General features: G+C 57.9%; 18 protein-coding genes. 12 read left to right on the top strand and 6 right to left on the bottom strand.

Going from position 1 to position 15,799, the window contains the following annotated elements; genetic code table 11:
- The first annotated feature begins 118 nt into the window (after nucleotides 1–118).
- From D460_RS35410 to D460_RS0125080, 5 genes are all read left to right on the top strand, one after another.
- Nucleotides 119–295, top strand: coding sequence for a DUF3606 domain-containing protein (locus tag D460_RS35410; protein ID WP_081619971.1), 177 nt, complete (start codon nucleotides 119–121; stop codon nucleotides 293–295).
- The gene (locus tag D460_RS0125095; protein ID WP_018901355.1) at nucleotides 292–579 is read left to right on the top strand and encodes a hypothetical protein; all 288 of its coding nucleotides are present in this window, start codon (nucleotides 292–294) and stop codon (nucleotides 577–579) included. Before D460_RS35410 ends, D460_RS0125095 begins: the two co-directional genes overlap by 4 nt.
- A gap of 88 nt (nucleotides 580–667) precedes the next feature.
- The gene (locus tag D460_RS0125090) at nucleotides 668–916 is read left to right on the top strand and encodes a hypothetical protein (RefSeq protein WP_018901354.1); all 249 of its coding nucleotides are present in this window, start codon (nucleotides 668–670) and stop codon (nucleotides 914–916) included.
- A 519-nt stretch (nucleotides 917–1,435) separates the two neighbouring features.
- On the top strand, nucleotides 1,436–2,422 hold the full coding sequence (locus D460_RS0125085; protein WP_348625658.1) for a PHB depolymerase family esterase: 987 nt from the start codon (nucleotides 1,436–1,438) through the stop codon (nucleotides 2,420–2,422).
- 749 nt (nucleotides 2,423–3,171) lie between these two features.
- Complete coding sequence (locus D460_RS0125080; protein ID WP_018901352.1) at nucleotides 3,172–3,552, top strand: response regulator; 381 nt, start codon at nucleotides 3,172–3,174, stop codon at nucleotides 3,550–3,552.
- On the opposite strand, the gene D460_RS36880 is transcribed toward D460_RS0125080, so the two are convergent.
- From D460_RS36880 to glgX, 3 genes are all read right to left on the bottom strand, one after another.
- Nucleotides 3,549–4,037, bottom strand: coding sequence for a transposase (locus D460_RS36880; RefSeq protein ID WP_245267809.1), 489 nt, complete (start codon nucleotides 4,035–4,037; stop codon nucleotides 3,549–3,551). The genes D460_RS0125080 and D460_RS36880 overlap by 4 nt on opposite strands.
- 84 nt (nucleotides 4,038–4,121) lie before the next feature.
- Nucleotides 4,122–4,517 (bottom strand): transposase, encoded by a 396-nt coding sequence (locus D460_RS36875; RefSeq protein ID WP_245267802.1) that lies wholly within the window; start codon nucleotides 4,515–4,517, stop codon nucleotides 4,122–4,124.
- A gap of 208 nt (nucleotides 4,518–4,725) precedes the next feature.
- Nucleotides 4,726–6,810: a glycogen debranching protein GlgX gene (gene glgX, locus D460_RS0125070; protein ID WP_026283516.1), complete on the bottom strand. Its 2,085-nt coding sequence runs from the start codon at nucleotides 6,808–6,810 to the stop codon at nucleotides 4,726–4,728.
- A 141-nt stretch (nucleotides 6,811–6,951) separates the two neighbouring features.
- Here glgX and treZ point away from each other — a divergent pair, with 141 nt between their 5' ends.
- The 6 genes from treZ (at nucleotide 6,952) to D460_RS0125040 (ending at nucleotide 13,505) form a co-directional block, all read left to right on the top strand.
- Entirely contained in the window at nucleotides 6,952–8,727 is a 1,776-nt protein-coding gene (gene treZ / locus D460_RS0125065) for a malto-oligosyltrehalose trehalohydrolase (protein ID WP_018901349.1), read from the top strand.
- A 257-nt stretch (nucleotides 8,728–8,984) separates the two neighbouring features.
- On the top strand, nucleotides 8,985–9,530 hold the full coding sequence (locus D460_RS0125060) for a response regulator (protein WP_018901348.1): 546 nt from the start codon (nucleotides 8,985–8,987) through the stop codon (nucleotides 9,528–9,530).
- A gap of 251 nt (nucleotides 9,531–9,781) precedes the next feature.
- A complete protein-coding gene (locus D460_RS0125055; RefSeq protein ID WP_018901347.1) occupies nucleotides 9,782–10,564 on the top strand; it encodes an SDR family NAD(P)-dependent oxidoreductase in 783 nt (260 codons plus the stop codon).
- 188 nt (nucleotides 10,565–10,752) lie between these two features.
- Nucleotides 10,753–11,160, top strand: a complete 408-nt coding sequence (locus D460_RS0125050) for a hypothetical protein (RefSeq protein WP_018901346.1) — start codon at nucleotides 10,753–10,755, stop codon at nucleotides 11,158–11,160.
- Between the two features lie 156 nt (nucleotides 11,161–11,316).
- A complete protein-coding gene (locus D460_RS33760) occupies nucleotides 11,317–11,553 on the top strand; it encodes a hypothetical protein (protein WP_018901345.1) in 237 nt (78 codons plus the stop codon).
- Between the two features lie 227 nt (nucleotides 11,554–11,780).
- The gene (locus tag D460_RS0125040) at nucleotides 11,781–13,505 is read left to right on the top strand and encodes an FAD/NAD(P)-binding protein (protein ID WP_037112109.1); all 1,725 of its coding nucleotides are present in this window, start codon (nucleotides 11,781–11,783) and stop codon (nucleotides 13,503–13,505) included.
- On the opposite strand, the gene D460_RS0125035 is transcribed toward D460_RS0125040, so the two are convergent.
- Nucleotides 13,436–14,149 (bottom strand): MOSC domain-containing protein, encoded by a 714-nt coding sequence (locus D460_RS0125035; RefSeq protein ID WP_026283515.1) that lies wholly within the window; start codon nucleotides 14,147–14,149, stop codon nucleotides 13,436–13,438. The genes D460_RS0125040 and D460_RS0125035 overlap by 70 nt on opposite strands.
- 67 nt (nucleotides 14,150–14,216) lie before the next feature.
- A complete protein-coding gene (locus tag D460_RS0125030; RefSeq protein WP_018901343.1) occupies nucleotides 14,217–14,468 on the bottom strand; it encodes a GlsB/YeaQ/YmgE family stress response membrane protein in 252 nt (83 codons plus the stop codon).
- A gap of 413 nt (nucleotides 14,469–14,881) precedes the next feature.
- Here D460_RS0125030 and D460_RS0125025 point away from each other — a divergent pair, with 413 nt between their 5' ends.
- Complete coding sequence (locus D460_RS0125025; RefSeq protein ID WP_018901342.1) at nucleotides 14,882–15,586, top strand: Crp/Fnr family transcriptional regulator; 705 nt, start codon at nucleotides 14,882–14,884, stop codon at nucleotides 15,584–15,586.
- On the opposite strand, the gene D460_RS33755 is transcribed toward D460_RS0125025, so the two are convergent.
- Entirely contained in the window at nucleotides 15,564–15,794 is a 231-nt protein-coding gene (locus D460_RS33755; RefSeq protein WP_018901341.1) for a hypothetical protein, read from the bottom strand. The genes D460_RS0125025 and D460_RS33755 overlap by 23 nt on opposite strands.
- Between the last annotated feature and the right edge of the window lie 5 nt (nucleotides 15,795–15,799).

The raw sequence follows: 15,799 nt of genomic DNA, 5'->3' as shown, positions 1-15,799 counted from the left end.
CGGCAGCAGCATTTCTTGGGCGCTGTTTCCATCGGGCTGCATCGCGTGACATCGGCATCCCGCGGGAACCGATTAAATCCTCGTGAGTTTCACGATGGTAAAATCAGGAGAAAACAAGATGTCAACTACACCGAGAGGCCGTTCGCAGGATCGCGCTCGCGTCGCAGCAGGCCAGGACCACGAAGTGAGATACGAAGCAAAGAAAGAAGAAGTCTCCAAGGAGGCCGTAAAAGGAGTCGTAAGGAAGGCGGGCAATTCCCGCAAAAAGGTAGAAGCTGAACTCGGTCGAAAATGAACATCGTCTCGGACCTTAGAACACTTCCACCACTCGAACGGCGCGCCGTTCTTGAGCGACTTGCAACCACGCTCTCTGACACCGCAGCACTTGCAGCCTCCGAAGGCGAAGACGCGCTCGAGTTGGTGATGCGCTCGGTTGGCTTGGCGTTGCGCGAAGTGGCAGCTGATTTGGCGACGGTCGACGTCGTTCTCGCTGAGGACGTCGCCGTGCGCGCGATGAGCCTCATTATGACATTCCACGCCCGACACCCTCATTTACTGGCCGGGCCGACGCTGCACTAAAATCGGTATCGTTTTATCGGCGCCCCGTCACCTCCGTCCGCAGACCATGTCCTTCGAACCTGGCAGCATAGCCATCAGGAGAATCAAAATGTCGATCAAAGTTGAAGGTAGCCAACACAGCATCGACGACGCATCACAGTGCGTCACACTCGTGGAGGTGGCGGTCATCTCCGCTGGTCAGCGTGTACCGATGGGCTTGATGAACAAGGACCAGGCCCTTGCGCTTCCGGATGAAATCGAGGTCGAGGTCTCTCATCCCGAACACGAAGCGGGTTCGACAGACACCTACATAAGCCGCGACGAACTCAAGGAGCATGTCGAGGTGAACGGAGGATGATTGCCTGGTCGCAGACCGATCCATGAGCATTTGCCCGACTGGCCGTGAACGACAAATCGGACCACTGTGGCCCACGCTCTCGGCACCTTTCTTCGACAAGCGGACAACGCTCCCGGCGGTTGAAGTTGCCGCGAATAGCGGTTTGGGTGCTTGTCAAGGTGGGATCGGTCTTCGTCGCACATTGACGAACACCGATCATCTCCTACCTCCTCTTTTCATGGAGGTTCCCATGCGCAAAGACAACGAAATTCCTCTGATGCATCCTGAGCTCAAAAATCGGCTTGGAGATTGTCGAGGGATTGTGCAAGACGCCAGCTCCGCTCCAACGTGCTGTGGCGGCCATCGTTGAAAATCTCAAGGTGAAGGACCACTAAAGGCCGCTGCCTAGTTCGCTACCTCCTTCGGCGATGATCTTCTGACGCTCCCTGGAATTGCAAAACCCGCGTTGTGACCTATCTCAAATGCTGCATTGCACAAGGAGAAAGAGATGGGTCCCGATCTGGCGATGGCTTGCGGCTGATGTTCCGATTTCCAAAGTCATTATCGAAGGTGCTGCGCACGCAGAGGAAGATTAGCAAGCTCTTCGAAGTCAAGGTGCGGGCGCCAAGGCGCAAAGCCGTGCGTACCACAAACGCCATATTCGAGATGACGTCAAAATTTGGCTCCAACCCTGGAAGGCTCCTCATGAAGTCCTTCGCAGCCCAGGACTTGCTGCCGAAATCGCCGCTCGTGGTCGTGCTGCACGGATGCCGCCAGACGCCGGAGAGCTTCGATGCCGCAAGCGGCATCACCCGGCTTGCGAAGGCGAGGGGCTTCGCCGTCCTGTTTCCGCAGCAGACGGCAAGCAACAATCCACACCGCTGCTTCAACTGGTTTCGGCCCAGCGCCGTCGCTCGTGACCGCGGCGAGCTGCTATCGATCAAGCAAATGATAGCGCATGCATGCTCCAAGCATCGCTGCAACCGCTCGCGGGTCTTCATCGTCGGCTTGTCGGCGGGCGGGGCTATGGCCGCGGCGCTCGTCGCCAATTATCCCGACACCTTCGCCGGTGCCGCCTTTGTTGCAGGAATGCCGGTCGGCTCGGCACGCGACGCCCTTTCGGCATTGGGGGCAATGAACAGGGGAGCGACTGCGCCTTCGTCAGGGTGGGGGAGCAACGTGACAGGGTTGTCCGACCTTAAGAGATCCTATCCACCGATTAGTGTCTGGCAGGGCACGCTCGACACCGTGGTCAATCCCAAGAACGCGGATGCCATGCTCGAGCAATGGCTGCAGGCCAGCAATGTGGATCCGCTTATACAGCGAACGGAAACGAAATCGTGGGGCACGCGCCGAACATGGGGCGCCAAGGGTAGCAACCCGATCGTATCTTATTCCATAAAAGGGATGGGACACGGGTTTCCGGTGAAGCGCACCTCGAGGAAAAGCTCGGGTGCAGGTGATCCGTATGTCTTGGCGGCAGGGGTGTCAGCGCCACTGGAATTGATGCATCTGTGGGGCATCTGAGTGAAACTCGAGATGCTCAGCGTCGATCAACGTAACAGGCTATCGCCCACTAACAGCTTCTCTTCGACTTCAGTACGGAAGATCCCGACCCCAGTCGTTGAGGTTTATCTAAACTGCGTCGTATGCGCGCGCGAGACGTTTCGATCAGCCGCGTTTTAAACCTGTGTTGAAAGCCTCGATGAAGGCAAGCGAGCGATGTCTGCATCTGGCGCTGAACCCTGGAGGTTTTGACGGACCGCGATCGAAATCTCGAACTCAAGCCGGGGGCGGTAGCGTTTGCAAACAAGGAATTCTTTCGTGGACGGCCAGGCCGATAAGACGCACCCTCGCGCTGCGTCAGCCTCCTGGCGTTGCAGTTGAGGGTCGTCGGGCAGATTGAACTGGAGACGATCAAGGTGCCGAACCTGCGATTTAAAGCCCCGGTGCGCCGGAGGCGCTGGCCTCTTTGCGGAACTCGCTCGTCTGGGCAGACCAGTTCGGCGCATCTCTGGCAACCACCAGAAGACGATTGATCCGCCGGTCTAGGCGTTGAGATGACCGAGCCGCCAACTCGAGGGGAAGAAACACCATCCTCGACAGGGGTGCTTGGCTACCGGTTGGCAAGCCCACAAGCCACCTCAAGAAATATCGATCGCGACGGCCGATTGTTCGCATTTTATTAAACATGTCGGCAAATACTCCGCGTCGAGGGGCAATCTAATTGTGGGCACGCGAGTTTATCTTGCGACGACCATCTAGCGGAGACTGCCATGTACCAGCGTACGGTTCTCATCGTCGAAGATGAAATCCTGATCCGAATGATGCTTGCCGACACCCTCCTTGAAGAAGGCTATGATGTCGTCGAGGCTGCGAACGTCCTTGAAGCCGTGGCTGTCCTTGGGCAGCGGAAAATAGACGCTGTCATAACGGACATCGATATGCCGGGCGGCCTAAGTGGCCTTGATCTAGCACGGATGATTTCCACCGCTCACGTGAAGGTTCCGGTCATCATCGCATCTGGCAGACATCGCCTTGGGCCCGCCGAACTGCCCGGAGACGCCGTGTTCGTCCCCAAGCCGTACGGACTGGATTTCATTGCAGAAATGGTTGCAAGCATGACTGAAAGCGAGGGCCGTCGGCTCGCGAGCTAAAGCGTGTCGCATCTATTCAGCCTCATATCCTGCTGCCTTGAAGAAGTTTCGGCATTCGGTGACGGAGAAGAGGGTGATGATGTCGCCGAGCGCTTTGGTGATTGTATCGAAGCTTCGAGCGGCCGCTTTCGCAGGAGTAACTTAAGTTTCGAGAATGCCATTTCGATGGGGTTCAGGTCCGGCGAACAGGGCGGCAGGAAGGGAAGCCTTGCGCCTTTTGTCTTGAGCAACTGTTCTGCCCTTTCGCTTGTGTGGAAGCCGACATTGTCGAGGATGACGACGTCGCCGGGCGATAGTGTCGGCACAAGTTGTGTCTCGATCCAGGTTTCGAAGATGCGACTGTTCATTGGAGCATCGACGATCCATGGTGCGGTCAGGCCATGGCAGCGTAGACCGGCAATGAAGGTCTGCGTCTTCCATTTCCCGAAGGGAGCATAGGCGGCAAAGCGACTGCCTTTGGCAGACCACCCAGTGCGTTTTGTCAGGCGGTGTTGGTCGACGTCTCATCGATAAAGATGAGCCGCGACAAGGCCTTGTTGAAGAACCGCTTTCGGCGGTTGATCCAAAGGTCACGAGCCTTGGCGATCTCCGGCCTGCGCTGCTCGCTTGCCTTGAGACTCTTTTTTATTGCTTAGCCCAAGCCGGTGCGAAAACCGCCCGACCGTAGCGCGATGGATTTCAATGCCGCGCTCCGCGAGTGCAACGCACAGCTCATCTAAAGTCGTTTCGCCATGCGCGGACATCCGCTCGCGAACCCAATCAGCATGAGCCATAAGCTTCGCGCCACCAGGAGGGTGGCCCTGCTTTGCGGCGGCGAGAGAACCGGATGACCGATGCAGGATTATCATGTTATTGACGAACCGAGGCGAAACCCGGAAATGCCGAGCGGCTTCACGGTTGCTATGCCCTTCATTTACAAACGCAACGACACGCTCACGCAACTCGATCGGATGCGGCTTGCCCATGGTGTGGCTCCTTCCATGGGCAAAAAGAATCACGGATCAACTGATTTGGAAATCCCGAAGCTGGTTTGGCGCGACACGCTTTAGAAAAGCGCCCGATCAAGTTGGGTGGGAAGCTCCGGATGATCGCGGTCAATCTCGTTCCATGTCCCTGCGACCGACTGTGGTCGCAGGGATCGGCGTCAGTCCCTGACTGTCGCGTCGGGCATGCTTAAGAGCCTGTCGAAAGCAGCACGAGGCTGCGGGGCGCCAGCCCGTAGATTTGCGCGTCCCCGACATCTTGGTTTTCCGTATCAGGATCGGCTGTCGTCAGCTTCACGACCCAGCCCTGTCCTGGAGGTTCAGGCAGACTGAAGTCAACGACGCCGTCGTGAGGATTGAATAAGATCAATACGTCGCTCATGCCTTCTGTCGAGGAACCCGCCGCCGTCAGGCGCAGGCCGATCGTCGTACTCCCCTGGTCGGCCCACTGCTCTTGTGTCTGCTCACCGCCGCCCGGATTAAGCCAGGTCACCGTGGTGCCGTCGCGCCAGCTATCGCGCCGAAGAATTGAGTTTGTCTGACGCAGTTCTATAAGCCTAGCAACGAAGTGGCGAAGGTGATCTGCCGATGCTGGCAGGTTCTCCCAATGCACCCAGCTCAACTCGCTGTCCTGGCAGTAGCCGTTGTTGTTGCCCATCTGGCTCCGGCCGAATTCATCTCCGGCGAGCAGCATGGGCGTGCCGTGCGACAGAAACAGAGTTGAGAGGAAATTTCGTTTCTGCCGGTCACGGACATCATTGATGCCCGGATCTTCTGTAGGACCCTCGACGCCATAATTGTAGCTACGGTTGTCGCTGTGGCCGTCCTTATTGTCTTCACCGTTGGCGTCGTTGTGCTTTTGGTCGTAGGAGACGACGTCGTTCAACGTGAAACCGTCATGCGCGGTTATGAAGTTCACCCCTGCCCATGGCCTGCGGCCACGAAGATCGTACACGTCGCCGGAGCCTAAAACACGCGCCGCAAAGTCGCCGGTAGTGCCGTCGGTGTTTTTCCAATAATCGCGCACGGTGTCACGGTACTTGTCGTTCCACTCGGCCCAACCTGGCGGAAAGCCACCGACCTGGTATCCTCCAGGGCCGATATCCCAGGGCTCCCCGACCAGCTTCAGGCGCGACAGCACAGGGTCTTGTCCAACGGCGTCAAAGAAACCGCCACGTTGGTCGAATCCCTCCGGCTCGCGGCCAAGGATGGTTCCCAGATCAAAACGGAAGCCGTCGACATGCATCTCCTGCGCCCAATAGCGCAAACTGTCCGTCACCATCTGCAGGACGCGCGGGTGGGAGGTGTTTACCGTGTTTCCGGTTCCAGTATCATTGATGTAGTAGCGCGGCTGGTCGGGCATCGTTCGGTAGTAGGAGAAGTTGTCGATGCCTTTGAAAGACAAGGTTGGTCCAAGCTCGTTTCCTTCGGCCGTGTGGTTATAGACCACATCGAGGATGACTTCGATCCCGCCGTCATGGAACGCGCGAACCATGTCGCGGAAGCCGTTGACGCCCTTTGGCCCGCAGTAGCGCGATGCCGGAGCAAAAAAGGCGAGGGAGTTGTATCCCCAGTAGTTCTTCAGTCCCTTGTCGAGCAGATGTGCGTCGTCCGGGAACCAGTGGATCGGCAGGAGCTCGACGGACGTCACGCCCAGGCTGCGGATATACTCGACGATCTTTGCGTGTCCCAATCCTTCGAAGGATCCACGCAGTTCCTCCGGAATGGCCGGATGAAGTTTGGTGAAACCCTTGACGTGTGTCTCGTAGAAGATCGTTTTTGACCAAGGAACTTGCGGTTTTGCATCGCTTTTCCAATCGTAACCTGCCGGATCGATCACGCGGCATTTTGGCATCGATTGCGCGCTGTCCGTCTCGTCGAAGGAAAGGTCTTTTTCCTCGCTGTCTAACTTATATGCAAACTGCGGCTGGCCCCAGTCGATGTCGCCGTCGAGTTCGCGCGCGTATGGATCGACAAGCAACTTGTTCGGATTGAATCGGTGGCCTCTTTCGGGATCGTACGGTCCGTGAACGCGGTAGCCGTAGAGTGTCCCAGGCTGAAGGCCGGGTACGTAACCGTGCCAGATCTCGTTGGTGAATTCCGGAAGTGTGATCCGGTCGGTCTCGGTCTTACCCGTCTCGTCGAAGAGGCAGAGCTCGACACGCTCGGCGTGCGCGCTGAAAATCGCAAAATTAACGCCATCGCCGTCGAAATTCGCGCCGAGGCGCGTCCAGTCGCCTGCAAGCACCTGTCTACTTCCGTGGTAATCTGTCATGGGAGTCCTCAAAGAGATTTGGCGCCTTGAAAACTCGGAGACTTAGAATTCGTTCCGCAACCTTTTCCAAGGCGGGGACGGGAACCTAATGAATGGAACGAAGTTGCGCAGACCAGGGTATCTGCCAAGGATTGAAGCCACGTGACACAGCTATCGTTCGGCCCTCTTTTCGAAGACGAAAACATCACTTTCCGGTTCTGGGCACCGAAGCACAAGTCCATCATTCTACGGCTGGCCGGTATGCCAGATCTGGCAATGGAGGCTCACGACAACGGTTGGTTCACTCGACGCGTGGACGGCGTCGCCCCCGGCTCGCGTTACAGCTTCGTCCTGAGCAACGGCCTCGTCGTTCCGGATCCGGCGTCGCGCTATCAGCCTGACGACGTCCATGGCGCCAGCGAGCTTGTGGGAGGAAAGGAATTTCCTTGGAGCCGGCCACAGTGGAAAGGCAGGCCGTGGAATGAGATGGTCATCTACGAACTGCATGTCGGCACTTTCACCGAGGCGGGAACGTTCACCGCCGCGATCGAGCGACTGGACCATCTTCGGCAACTCGGCGTGACTGCACTGCAGCTCATGCCTGTCGCCGACTTTCGAGGCGGGCGAGGCTGGGGTTACGACGGCGTTCTGCCCTACGCGCCAGAGAGCAGCTACGGGCGACCGGAAGATTTAAAAGCGCTGATCGACGCCGCCCATGAGCGCGAGATCTGCTGCTTCCTTGACGTCGTCTATAATCACTTCGGACCTGACGGGAACTACATCCCGGCATACGCTCCGCTGTTTTCGGACAAGCATTCCTCTCCTTGGGGCGACGGCATGAACTACGACGACGAGGGATCCAGCGAGGTTCGCAAGTTCGTCGTCGAAAACGTTGCCTACTGGATCAACGAGTTCCGCTTCGATGGGCTTCGGTTCGACGCCGTCCACGCAATCAAGGACGATAGCGATCAGCATCTGCTAGCGCTTATCGCTTCGACGGCCAAGGAAGCCGCGGGTGACCGCCATGTCCACCTCATCGTCGAGAACGAGGACAATTCGAGTGATCTGCTTGAGAGGGACGCGAATGGCATTCCCAAGCTCTACACCGCACAATGGAACGATGACATCCATCACGTCCTGCACTCGGCAGCCACCGGGGAGGACTTCGGCTACTATGCAGACTACGCTCACGACCCCGACAAAATAGCTCGGGCCTTATCGGAGGGCTTCGTCTTTCAGGGCGAGCAAATGCCATACCGAGGTTCGCGCCGCGGTCAACCCAGCAGACATCTTCCCCCTACAGCCTTTATCTCGTTCATTCAAAACCACGACCAGGTGGGCAACCGCGCGTTCGGCGACCGCTTGTCGAACGTAGCTTCCTTGCAGGCGATAAAAGCACTGGCCGGCGTCTATCTCTTGGCCCCTCAGATCCCCATGATCTTCCAAGGCGAGGAATGGAATGCGCGAACGCCGTTTCCGTATTTTTGCGACTTTGACGAAGAGCTGAACGAAAATGTTCGCAAAGGCAGGCGTGAAGAACTGTCTCGACTTCCCGGTTTCGACGACGAGAGTGCGAAATTGACCCCGGATCCGACCAGTCTTGAGACATTCTTGAGCGCGAAGCTGAACTGGCAAGAGCCAGCGCAGGCAGACAACGCGGCAATGCTCCATACTTATCGGGAACTCATGGCGCTGCGACATAGGGAGATCGTTCCCCATCTTGACGCCTGTCACACCGAGTACGCCAGAACATCGGGTCAAATCGTCGAAGTTTGCTGGTCGCTCGGTATCGATCGCCGACTCCGACTGGTCGCTAACCTTTCTTCAGAAGTCCAAAGACAACAGGGAGTTCCGGCGGGGCGATCGATATGGTCGACAGGCTTGATAGACACGCGCGCAATCGGAGCGTGGTCGGTTGTGTGGACCATCGACGGATAGGCTCGTCGATCCTGACGGCATTTACGCCCACGCCTCGCAAGTCAGGCACGCACAACGTGCGGATTAGCCTCGCAGAAGACGTCGCCACACCGCATTCTCAATCTATCGCGGGAACCCAGCCTAATCCTGCGAGTTGTGCGGTTTGGATGAGACGATGGGAACGGCCGACATGAGGCGATAGCTCCCAAAGTGGAAGGTACTCCATCCCGGCAACAGGTCGGGATCTGCGTTGTTGAACAATTTGAAAGGAGTTCGAAGTGGATAGTCGGAACGTCTGGATTATTAATCGCGCCTACGCATTGTGGGAGCAGGCGGGGCGTCCCTTTGGACAAGACGAACAGCAGTGGAGCCGAGCAGCAATGGAGTACGACTTGCGCGACGCGACGAGCGGGTCCAGCGACGGCGCGGAAGTCATCGAAGTGCCAAGCGACCAGCCTGCCTTGGCCGGCGATGTCAACCCAAACGTTTTGATCGTCGAAGACGAGCCACAGCTCAGATTTGATACCGTGGACTTCCTGGAACGGGCGGGCTTGCGCACTTTGGAAGCCTCGAATGCCGACGAGGCGATGGTACACATGAAGAATAATGACATCGCCATCCTTGTCACAGACATCAACATGCCGGGATCCATGGACGGGCTAGGTCTCGTTGCAACCGTACGCAGGCGCTGGCCCGCGACCCGGATCATCGTGACCTCCGGTCTGATCAGGCTCTCACAACGCGACCTGGACGATGGAGTGGCTTTCGTGCCAAAGCCTGCCGGCGGCCTTGAACTTCTCAACCTGGTTGCTCGGTCAGCATAGCCACAACTTACTTTGAGCGATCTCAGCTCCGCCGCCTACGGCGGAGCGACCTTGAAATTCACCAGATTGCGTAAGGTGCACAGCTATCCCAAGGCTCCAAAGGCAGCCCTTTTTTTGTGCAGTAGCGATGCTGTGTGCCGTCCAATGCCAGACGCCGTGAGGGTATAGCGCAACGTTACGACCCACCAGTCTTCGAAATCGGAACCAAGCGCCGGTCTAAACATTGCGGTTTCTAAAAGGAGTTGTACCACATGGAGCTTCGGGGAAAAACCGCACTCGTCACCGGTGCCGGATCCGGGATCGGTAAGGCGGCCGCAACGAGGCTAGCAGCGGAAGGCGCCCGCGTCGCGGTGCTTAGCCGCACGGCAGAAGAGATCGAGAAGACCTGCGCAGAAATCCGCTCGGCGGGCGGTGAAGCTATTGCATTGACCGCCGACACCAGCGATGAGGCGGTAATGCGCAATGCTGTCAGTGAGCTTGTGGGCCGGTTCGGCGGCATCGACATCGTCGTTGCCAATGCCGGCATCAACGGTGTTTGGGCGCCGATCGACGACCTTAAGCCGCAAGAGTGGGACAAGACGATAGCGATCAATCTGCGCGGCACCTATCTGACCTTGCATCTCACCGTGCCGCATCTGAAGGCGGCCGGCGGCGGCTCGATCATTGTCGTTTCATCGATCAACGGCACCCGCACCTTCACCACACCGGGCGCCACTGCCTATTCTGCGACCAAGGCAGCGCAGGTTGCGATGGTCCAGCAACTGGCGCTCGAACTCGGCAAGCATCGCATCCGCGTTAATGCCGTCTGCCCCGGCGCGATCGACACGAGTATCAGCGACAATACGGCCAGCCGAAACAAGCAGGAGACCGAAGTCCCGGTCATCTGGCCGGAAGGCGAAATACCAGTGACGGGCGGCAAAGCGGGAAAGGCCGCGGATGTCGCCGAGACGATCGCGTTCCTTGCCAGCGATCGGTCCCGTCACATTACCGGCACGCCGATTTGGATCGATGGCGGTCAGAGCTTGTTGCGCTAAGGAAGGTCCAATCCTTGGCTTCTTGAACTTGGATTTCTCTGTGCCGCCAGATGCCACGATGACATGATTTTTTCCCACCTTCGGACGGCAATCGTCGGGATCAAGGTTAGTCATCGCGGAACAAAAGATCGCTGGAAGGCATATCCGTGGCATATTTCATTTTTCGCGACCAGTGAAAGGAGCATCCGATGGCAACCGAAAAGGAAAACAAGACCTCAGCAGAAAATAGCGCAAAGATTGGCAGTCCCATTCCGCGCGCGGGGGTCGATAAGAGCGCGACATTGGGCGGCGTGCAGTCCCATGGCGACTTCGACGCGCAGGAAGAAATTAGTGCTCTGCGCAGAGAACTTGAGATCGTAAGACAGCAGTTCGTCACCGCTGCCGACGCGGTCAAGGGGGGCGCGCGACAGGTGGCACGCCAGACCGAGGCGACGGTCAAGCTATACCCGGTGTCGACGCTGGTGACCGTTGCCGCTCTCGCGGGAGCGTTCGCTTTTGCTGTCGCAGGTCTCAGGGCCACCCCCTCGCGCTCACGCTACGAGCGGACGCTAGACGATCTCCGCGACATGTTCGACAAAGTGCGAGACCGCTTCTAACCAAATGTCGCGATCGACGCCTATCCCGACGGCTTCACCATGAAGCCTCGGGGCACCGCTTGGCAAGTTTAACGTCCGGCCGCACGTGGCGTCCGCCTCACGCTGACGTAATCGGGCGTCGAGCGGTAAACCCGTCAGCGTCAAATGGAGTGCCATATGCAAGACGACGTTTGCTACACGGCCTGCCTGACGTTCTTAAAGCCCGAGACCGAGGTCGAAGCGGAGCGCTACAATCAGGCTCAGGCGCAAGTGCGGGCTGCCCTGGACAAACTTCTCGAAGCGGCAACCGATGCGGGCTGGGGCGCGCAAGAAATCGTGGTGGCGATCGTCGAGGGTGGAGCCTTCCTGAAGGAGACGCACATCGCAGCCTCCACCGGTCAACCGTCGGACTGATCGCTAGCACGGTACGCCATCGGACATTGGGCACGGGGTGCTCGCGACGACCGGAACCGTATCGCCAGCCACACGTTTCTATCGCTCGGTGTTACAACGTTTGCAGATTTCCCTCACAGAGTTCTCCGCAACGAGGTGGTCGCATCAAGACACAAGACCGTCTGATCCAAAGGCGTTGCATCCACGTAGCTTCTCCATTCCCAGCATTCCTCCCGGCGAAAGTTTCCATGACACGTATTGCCATCATAGGTTCAGGCCCCACGGGCATCTACACTCTCAAAGGACTGGTGAGCTCGCCGCGACCGATGTCGATTACTGTCTTCGAAGAGACGCCGGACGCAGGGAAAGGGACGCCGTACCATCCGGCCGTAAACGACCGGGCAATGCTCGCCAACATCGCAAGTATTGAACTGCCGCCGATCGTAGAAAGTCTTGTCGACTGGCTTCGCTCCCATCCTCTCGAGCGTCTCCAGGAACTGGGCATCGGAACGGACGACATCGGCGAGCGCGAATTTTATCCGCGCGTCGTTCTTGGCGAATATCTCGCCGACCAGTTCTGGAAGTTGGCGAAGAAGGGTCTTGAGGCCGGCCACTCGATAGATGTGAGGGCGAGCCATCGGATCTTGGACATCAAGCTCAATGCGACCGACATCGACCTGACCTACAGAAGCGGGCGCGGCGAGGAGGGGCGGGCGACCTTCGATCATGTCGTCATGGCGACCGGGCACGACTGGCCGGAAGACACGGAGATTTCTCCAGGATATTTCTCTTCTCCCTGGCCGGCTGCGGCGATCAAACGCATCGGCCCGGTAGCGGTTGGCGTTCTGGGGACCTCCTTGAGCGGTATTGACGCCGTCGTCTCCGTGGCGACCTCTCACGGGATGTTCCTGCGCGACGACGCCGGATCACTGAGGTTCGAGGCCGATCCGGATGCTTCCGGTTTTCATCTCACGATGATGTCGCGAAAGGGACTGCTTCCGGAAGCAGACTTCTACTGCCCGATCCCGTACCTGCCACTGACGATATGTACCGAAGAGGCTGTTCGCCGTCTTATCCGTGAAAAACCGGCCAGTCTTCTGGACGACGTGTTCGAACTCTTTAGGCAGGAAATCGCCTACGCGGACCCGGATTACGCTGCGTCTGTCGGACTAGGGCTTGCAACCGTCGAAACCTTCGCGGAGCGGTATTTCAAGGCCAGACAGGAGGCTGATCCATTCGTTTGGGCAGCCCGCAACCTCGCCGAGGCCAAGCACAACAAGGAGCATCGGATCACCGTCGAATGGCGCTACGCCATTTTGCGCATGCACGAAGTCGTTGCCATTGCTGTGCCGCACTTCAATGTTGACGATCTGAAACGCTTTCACAAGCACTTCAAGACGGTCTTTGTCGACGATTACGCGACCGTCCCGCATGCGTCTGTCGAGCGACTTCTCGCGCTCCACGTCGCGGGTCGACTTGAGGTCGTTGTGCTGGGTGAAGACTACGAGATCAAGCGACCTGCGCACGAAAGCGGGGCCGTGGTCGAGATCGCTGGCAGCGAGAAGAGGTTCGACGCCTTCATCGATGCGACCGGCCAGCATGCCCTTTCGGCTTCCGACCTCCCATTCCCCAGCCTTCGAAAGCCAAATGCGCTGAAGAAGGCCCAGACCATGGCCACCACCGTCGACGGTGATCAGACGCTGAAACGAACTGGTGGCATTGATATCGACGACGACTTCCGTCCCCGCGTCGACCCCGGCGTTTCGAACAAACTCTACTGCGTGTCGGTACCATTCCTCTTGCACAAGCTCCCGTTCGTGCAGGGCATCACGAGCGCACACGAAATGGGCCTGAAGGTGGCTTCTGCAATCACGGCTTCGCTGGACACCGGTTCAATGTTGCTTCAGTCCGGATCAACAAAGCAAAATTTGTCCCCAACGGAAATCGTCGCGGGTTCCGACACCGTCGCGTAGACCCCGAAACACCGGGCGCGCTTCCTGACAATGGTCCGTAGGATTTCCGGATCCTCCGGCAGCCCTATTTGCGGGATCATGGTCATCCCGCATCTTCTCGTTGCCTCGGTCATGGTCCCTTTCAAAACGCCGGCGGTGAAAGGCCTGCCAAGTACCTCATCGTCACGGAAAACTTCGTCGACGACGATATTCGGCCGAAACCTGCGCACATCAAGGTTGGCGCCGGGAACGGATGTCTGCAGTTCTTCGATGGCGGCTGAAGAGACAATGTGAAGGGGACTGACGTCGTAGCGTGATTGGATCATCACAGGCCCCGATTCAATTTCGATGACAGCGCCCAGTCGTCGGATCCCACACGGAAATCCGAAATGCGTGGACAGAGCGTCGTCAAGCGCCGGATCCGATAAATTGGCCGACCACGCTGGACCCGCCAGTACACCGCCGTCCCTGTGCGAGGCGACAAGTTCAAGGGCGGGTCGCCATCTTGCCAGTTTCTCCGGGGCAGCTATCTCCCCAGAGACGAGGTCCACGAGCATATACTCGCGATCACCGTCGACCCCTTTCGCACCGACCATGATCTCGTCGACGCTTTCACCTCCGACAGAGGCAACCGGATAGCGCCACAGTTCTCTGATCCTGGTCAATCAATCGTCTCACTGAGCTTGAACGGTCTCCGGCGGCTGACGCACGCCGGAGACCCTTTAGGATGCCTTAGCGCCGGATAAGCCTGCCAAGTGCGATCAGGATGCAAGCTCCGATGAAACCAGCGATGAGATAGCCCAGCCAGCCACCGAGCGCGATCCCGAACAGAGACAGGATCGCATTCGCGACGATAGCCCCGACGATGCCGAGGATGATGTTCATGAACACGCCCATGTTCGACTTCATGAACTGCTCTGCGAGCCACCCCGCGATGCCACCGATGATAATCGCTGCGATCCAGCCGACGCCTGCCTGTTCCATTTCGTGCTCCATGATCTTGAGTTGCAATGTCGAATTAGCGCGGCAGCGGTTCTGTTCAACGCTGCTCACTGCAAAAATTGAGGCGACACGAGGGCCCGCGGGCAATCTCATTAGGGCCGGATGGCAAAAAACGCCAAGCGCGGATCCAGAGCCCGGCACCGCGATTAGCGCGCGTAATCGAAAGCTCGACCGTCGATGAAATGTCGCGATATAAGAAATCAGAGTGTGGGCAGTGAGATTGGATCGCTCTGGACCGACATTCGGACAGGCGACTTCACCATTTAAACTCAATCTCGGAGGAGGGCCGGCCACGGAGATGAATGAGGACGCACGGACGGAACATTCTTTGTCGAGCAACGTATAACCAAACGGCCAAGATGCCGCAGTCCACGCCAGATAATTGAAGTAGCCGGATGAACTACCTAATCGATCGCCTCAGTGCTGCAGACCGCGACCACCTAATGAGCTTTCTCGAACCCGTGCGATTGCCTAAGGGGATGGTTCTATCCCGGCCGAATGAAAGCCCGTCATTGGTGTACTTCCCGTCGTCTGGAATCGCTTCTGTCGTCGTCGTTTCGCCCGAGGGACACCAGTCAGAAACCGGCGTGGTGGGTCGCGAGGGTTTCACACCATTGTCGGCGGTTCTTAAAACCGGATCTCTGCCATTCGAGATCTTCATGCAGGTCGATGGAGATGGTATGGCAATCTCGCCGGAGCGCCTGTCGGCTGTTCTAGACGCGCGGCCGACCATCTTGGCCCACCTGCTGCGATATTCCCAAGCCTTCTTCGTTCAAAGCGCGTTCACGTCGCTGTCAAACGCCAAGCACACCGTCGAAGAGCGTTTGGCACGATGGCTGCTCATGTGTCACGACAGGGTCGACGGGGACCGTATGTCCCTCACCCACGAATTTATCGCGTTGATGTTGTCAGTGCGACGCCCGAGCGTCACCACGGCCTTGCATGTCCTCGAAGGAAACCGGTTCATTACATCAAGTCGGGGTCTCGTCACCGTGCGTGATCGAACAGCATTGGAAGAATTTGCGTCAGACTCATACGGACTTTCGGAACGAGAGTACGAACGTTTGCTCGGACCACTCACAAAGGGAGCACGTCCCTGAATTTGACAGTAGCAACGACGGTGCCGTGAGCGTCGCTGATCTCAAAACTCTGACCGTTGATAGGCTCGCCGGCGCGAAGTTTCTCTGCCATCAAATCCCTGGCGCTCGCTTTAGCTTCTTCGATCGCAAGTTCGACGGTTTCGAACTCAGATCCGTCCGGATCAACAAGCAGGTCTTCGCCGTCTCGGATGTTTAAGAAATACCGCATGCCTA

Source organism: Rhizobium sp. 2MFCol3.1 (assembly GCF_000377565.1).
In the GTDB taxonomy this organism is placed as follows: Bacteria; Pseudomonadota; Alphaproteobacteria; order Rhizobiales; family Rhizobiaceae; genus Rhizobium.
Note: the sequence above shows the minus strand (reverse complement) of the source record. Positions and strands in the feature narration are given on the sequence as shown.

What these genes read in the sequence shown, in the direction of transcription:
- D460_RS33760 (WP_018901345.1), top strand. Translation starts at nt 11,317, where the DNA reads ATGCAAGACGACGTTTGCTACACGGCCTGCCTGACGTTCTTAAAGCCC.
- D460_RS0125095 (WP_018901355.1), top strand. Translation starts at nt 292, where the DNA reads ATGAACATCGTCTCGGACCTTAGAACACTTCCACCACTCGAACGGCGC.
- glgX (WP_026283516.1), bottom strand. Translation starts at nt 6,810, where the DNA reads ATGACAGATTACCACGGAAGTAGACAGGTGCTTGCAGGCGACTGGACG.
- D460_RS36875 (WP_245267802.1), bottom strand. Translation starts at nt 4,517, where the DNA reads ATGGGCAAGCCGCATCCGATCGAGTTGCGTGAGCGTGTCGTTGCGTTT.
- D460_RS0125085 (WP_348625658.1), top strand. Translation starts at nt 1,436, where the DNA reads ATGTTCCGATTTCCAAAGTCATTATCGAAGGTGCTGCGCACGCAGAGG.
- D460_RS0125090 (WP_018901354.1), top strand. Translation starts at nt 668, where the DNA reads ATGTCGATCAAAGTTGAAGGTAGCCAACACAGCATCGACGACGCATCA.
- D460_RS0125030 (WP_018901343.1), bottom strand. Translation starts at nt 14,468, where the DNA reads ATGGAACAGGCAGGCGTCGGCTGGATCGCAGCGATTATCATCGGTGGC.
- D460_RS0125080 (WP_018901352.1), top strand. Translation starts at nt 3,172, where the DNA reads ATGTACCAGCGTACGGTTCTCATCGTCGAAGATGAAATCCTGATCCGA.
- D460_RS0125040 (WP_037112109.1), top strand. Translation starts at nt 11,781, where the DNA reads ATGACACGTATTGCCATCATAGGTTCAGGCCCCACGGGCATCTACACT.
- D460_RS0125055 (WP_018901347.1), top strand. Translation starts at nt 9,782, where the DNA reads ATGGAGCTTCGGGGAAAAACCGCACTCGTCACCGGTGCCGGATCCGGG.
- D460_RS33755 (WP_018901341.1), bottom strand. Translation starts at nt 15,794, where the DNA reads ATGCGGTATTTCTTAAACATCCGAGACGGCGAAGACCTGCTTGTTGAT.
- D460_RS0125025 (WP_018901342.1), top strand. Translation starts at nt 14,882, where the DNA reads ATGAACTACCTAATCGATCGCCTCAGTGCTGCAGACCGCGACCACCTA.
- D460_RS35410 (WP_081619971.1), top strand. Translation starts at nt 119, where the DNA reads ATGTCAACTACACCGAGAGGCCGTTCGCAGGATCGCGCTCGCGTCGCA.
- D460_RS0125050 (WP_018901346.1), top strand. Translation starts at nt 10,753, where the DNA reads ATGGCAACCGAAAAGGAAAACAAGACCTCAGCAGAAAATAGCGCAAAG.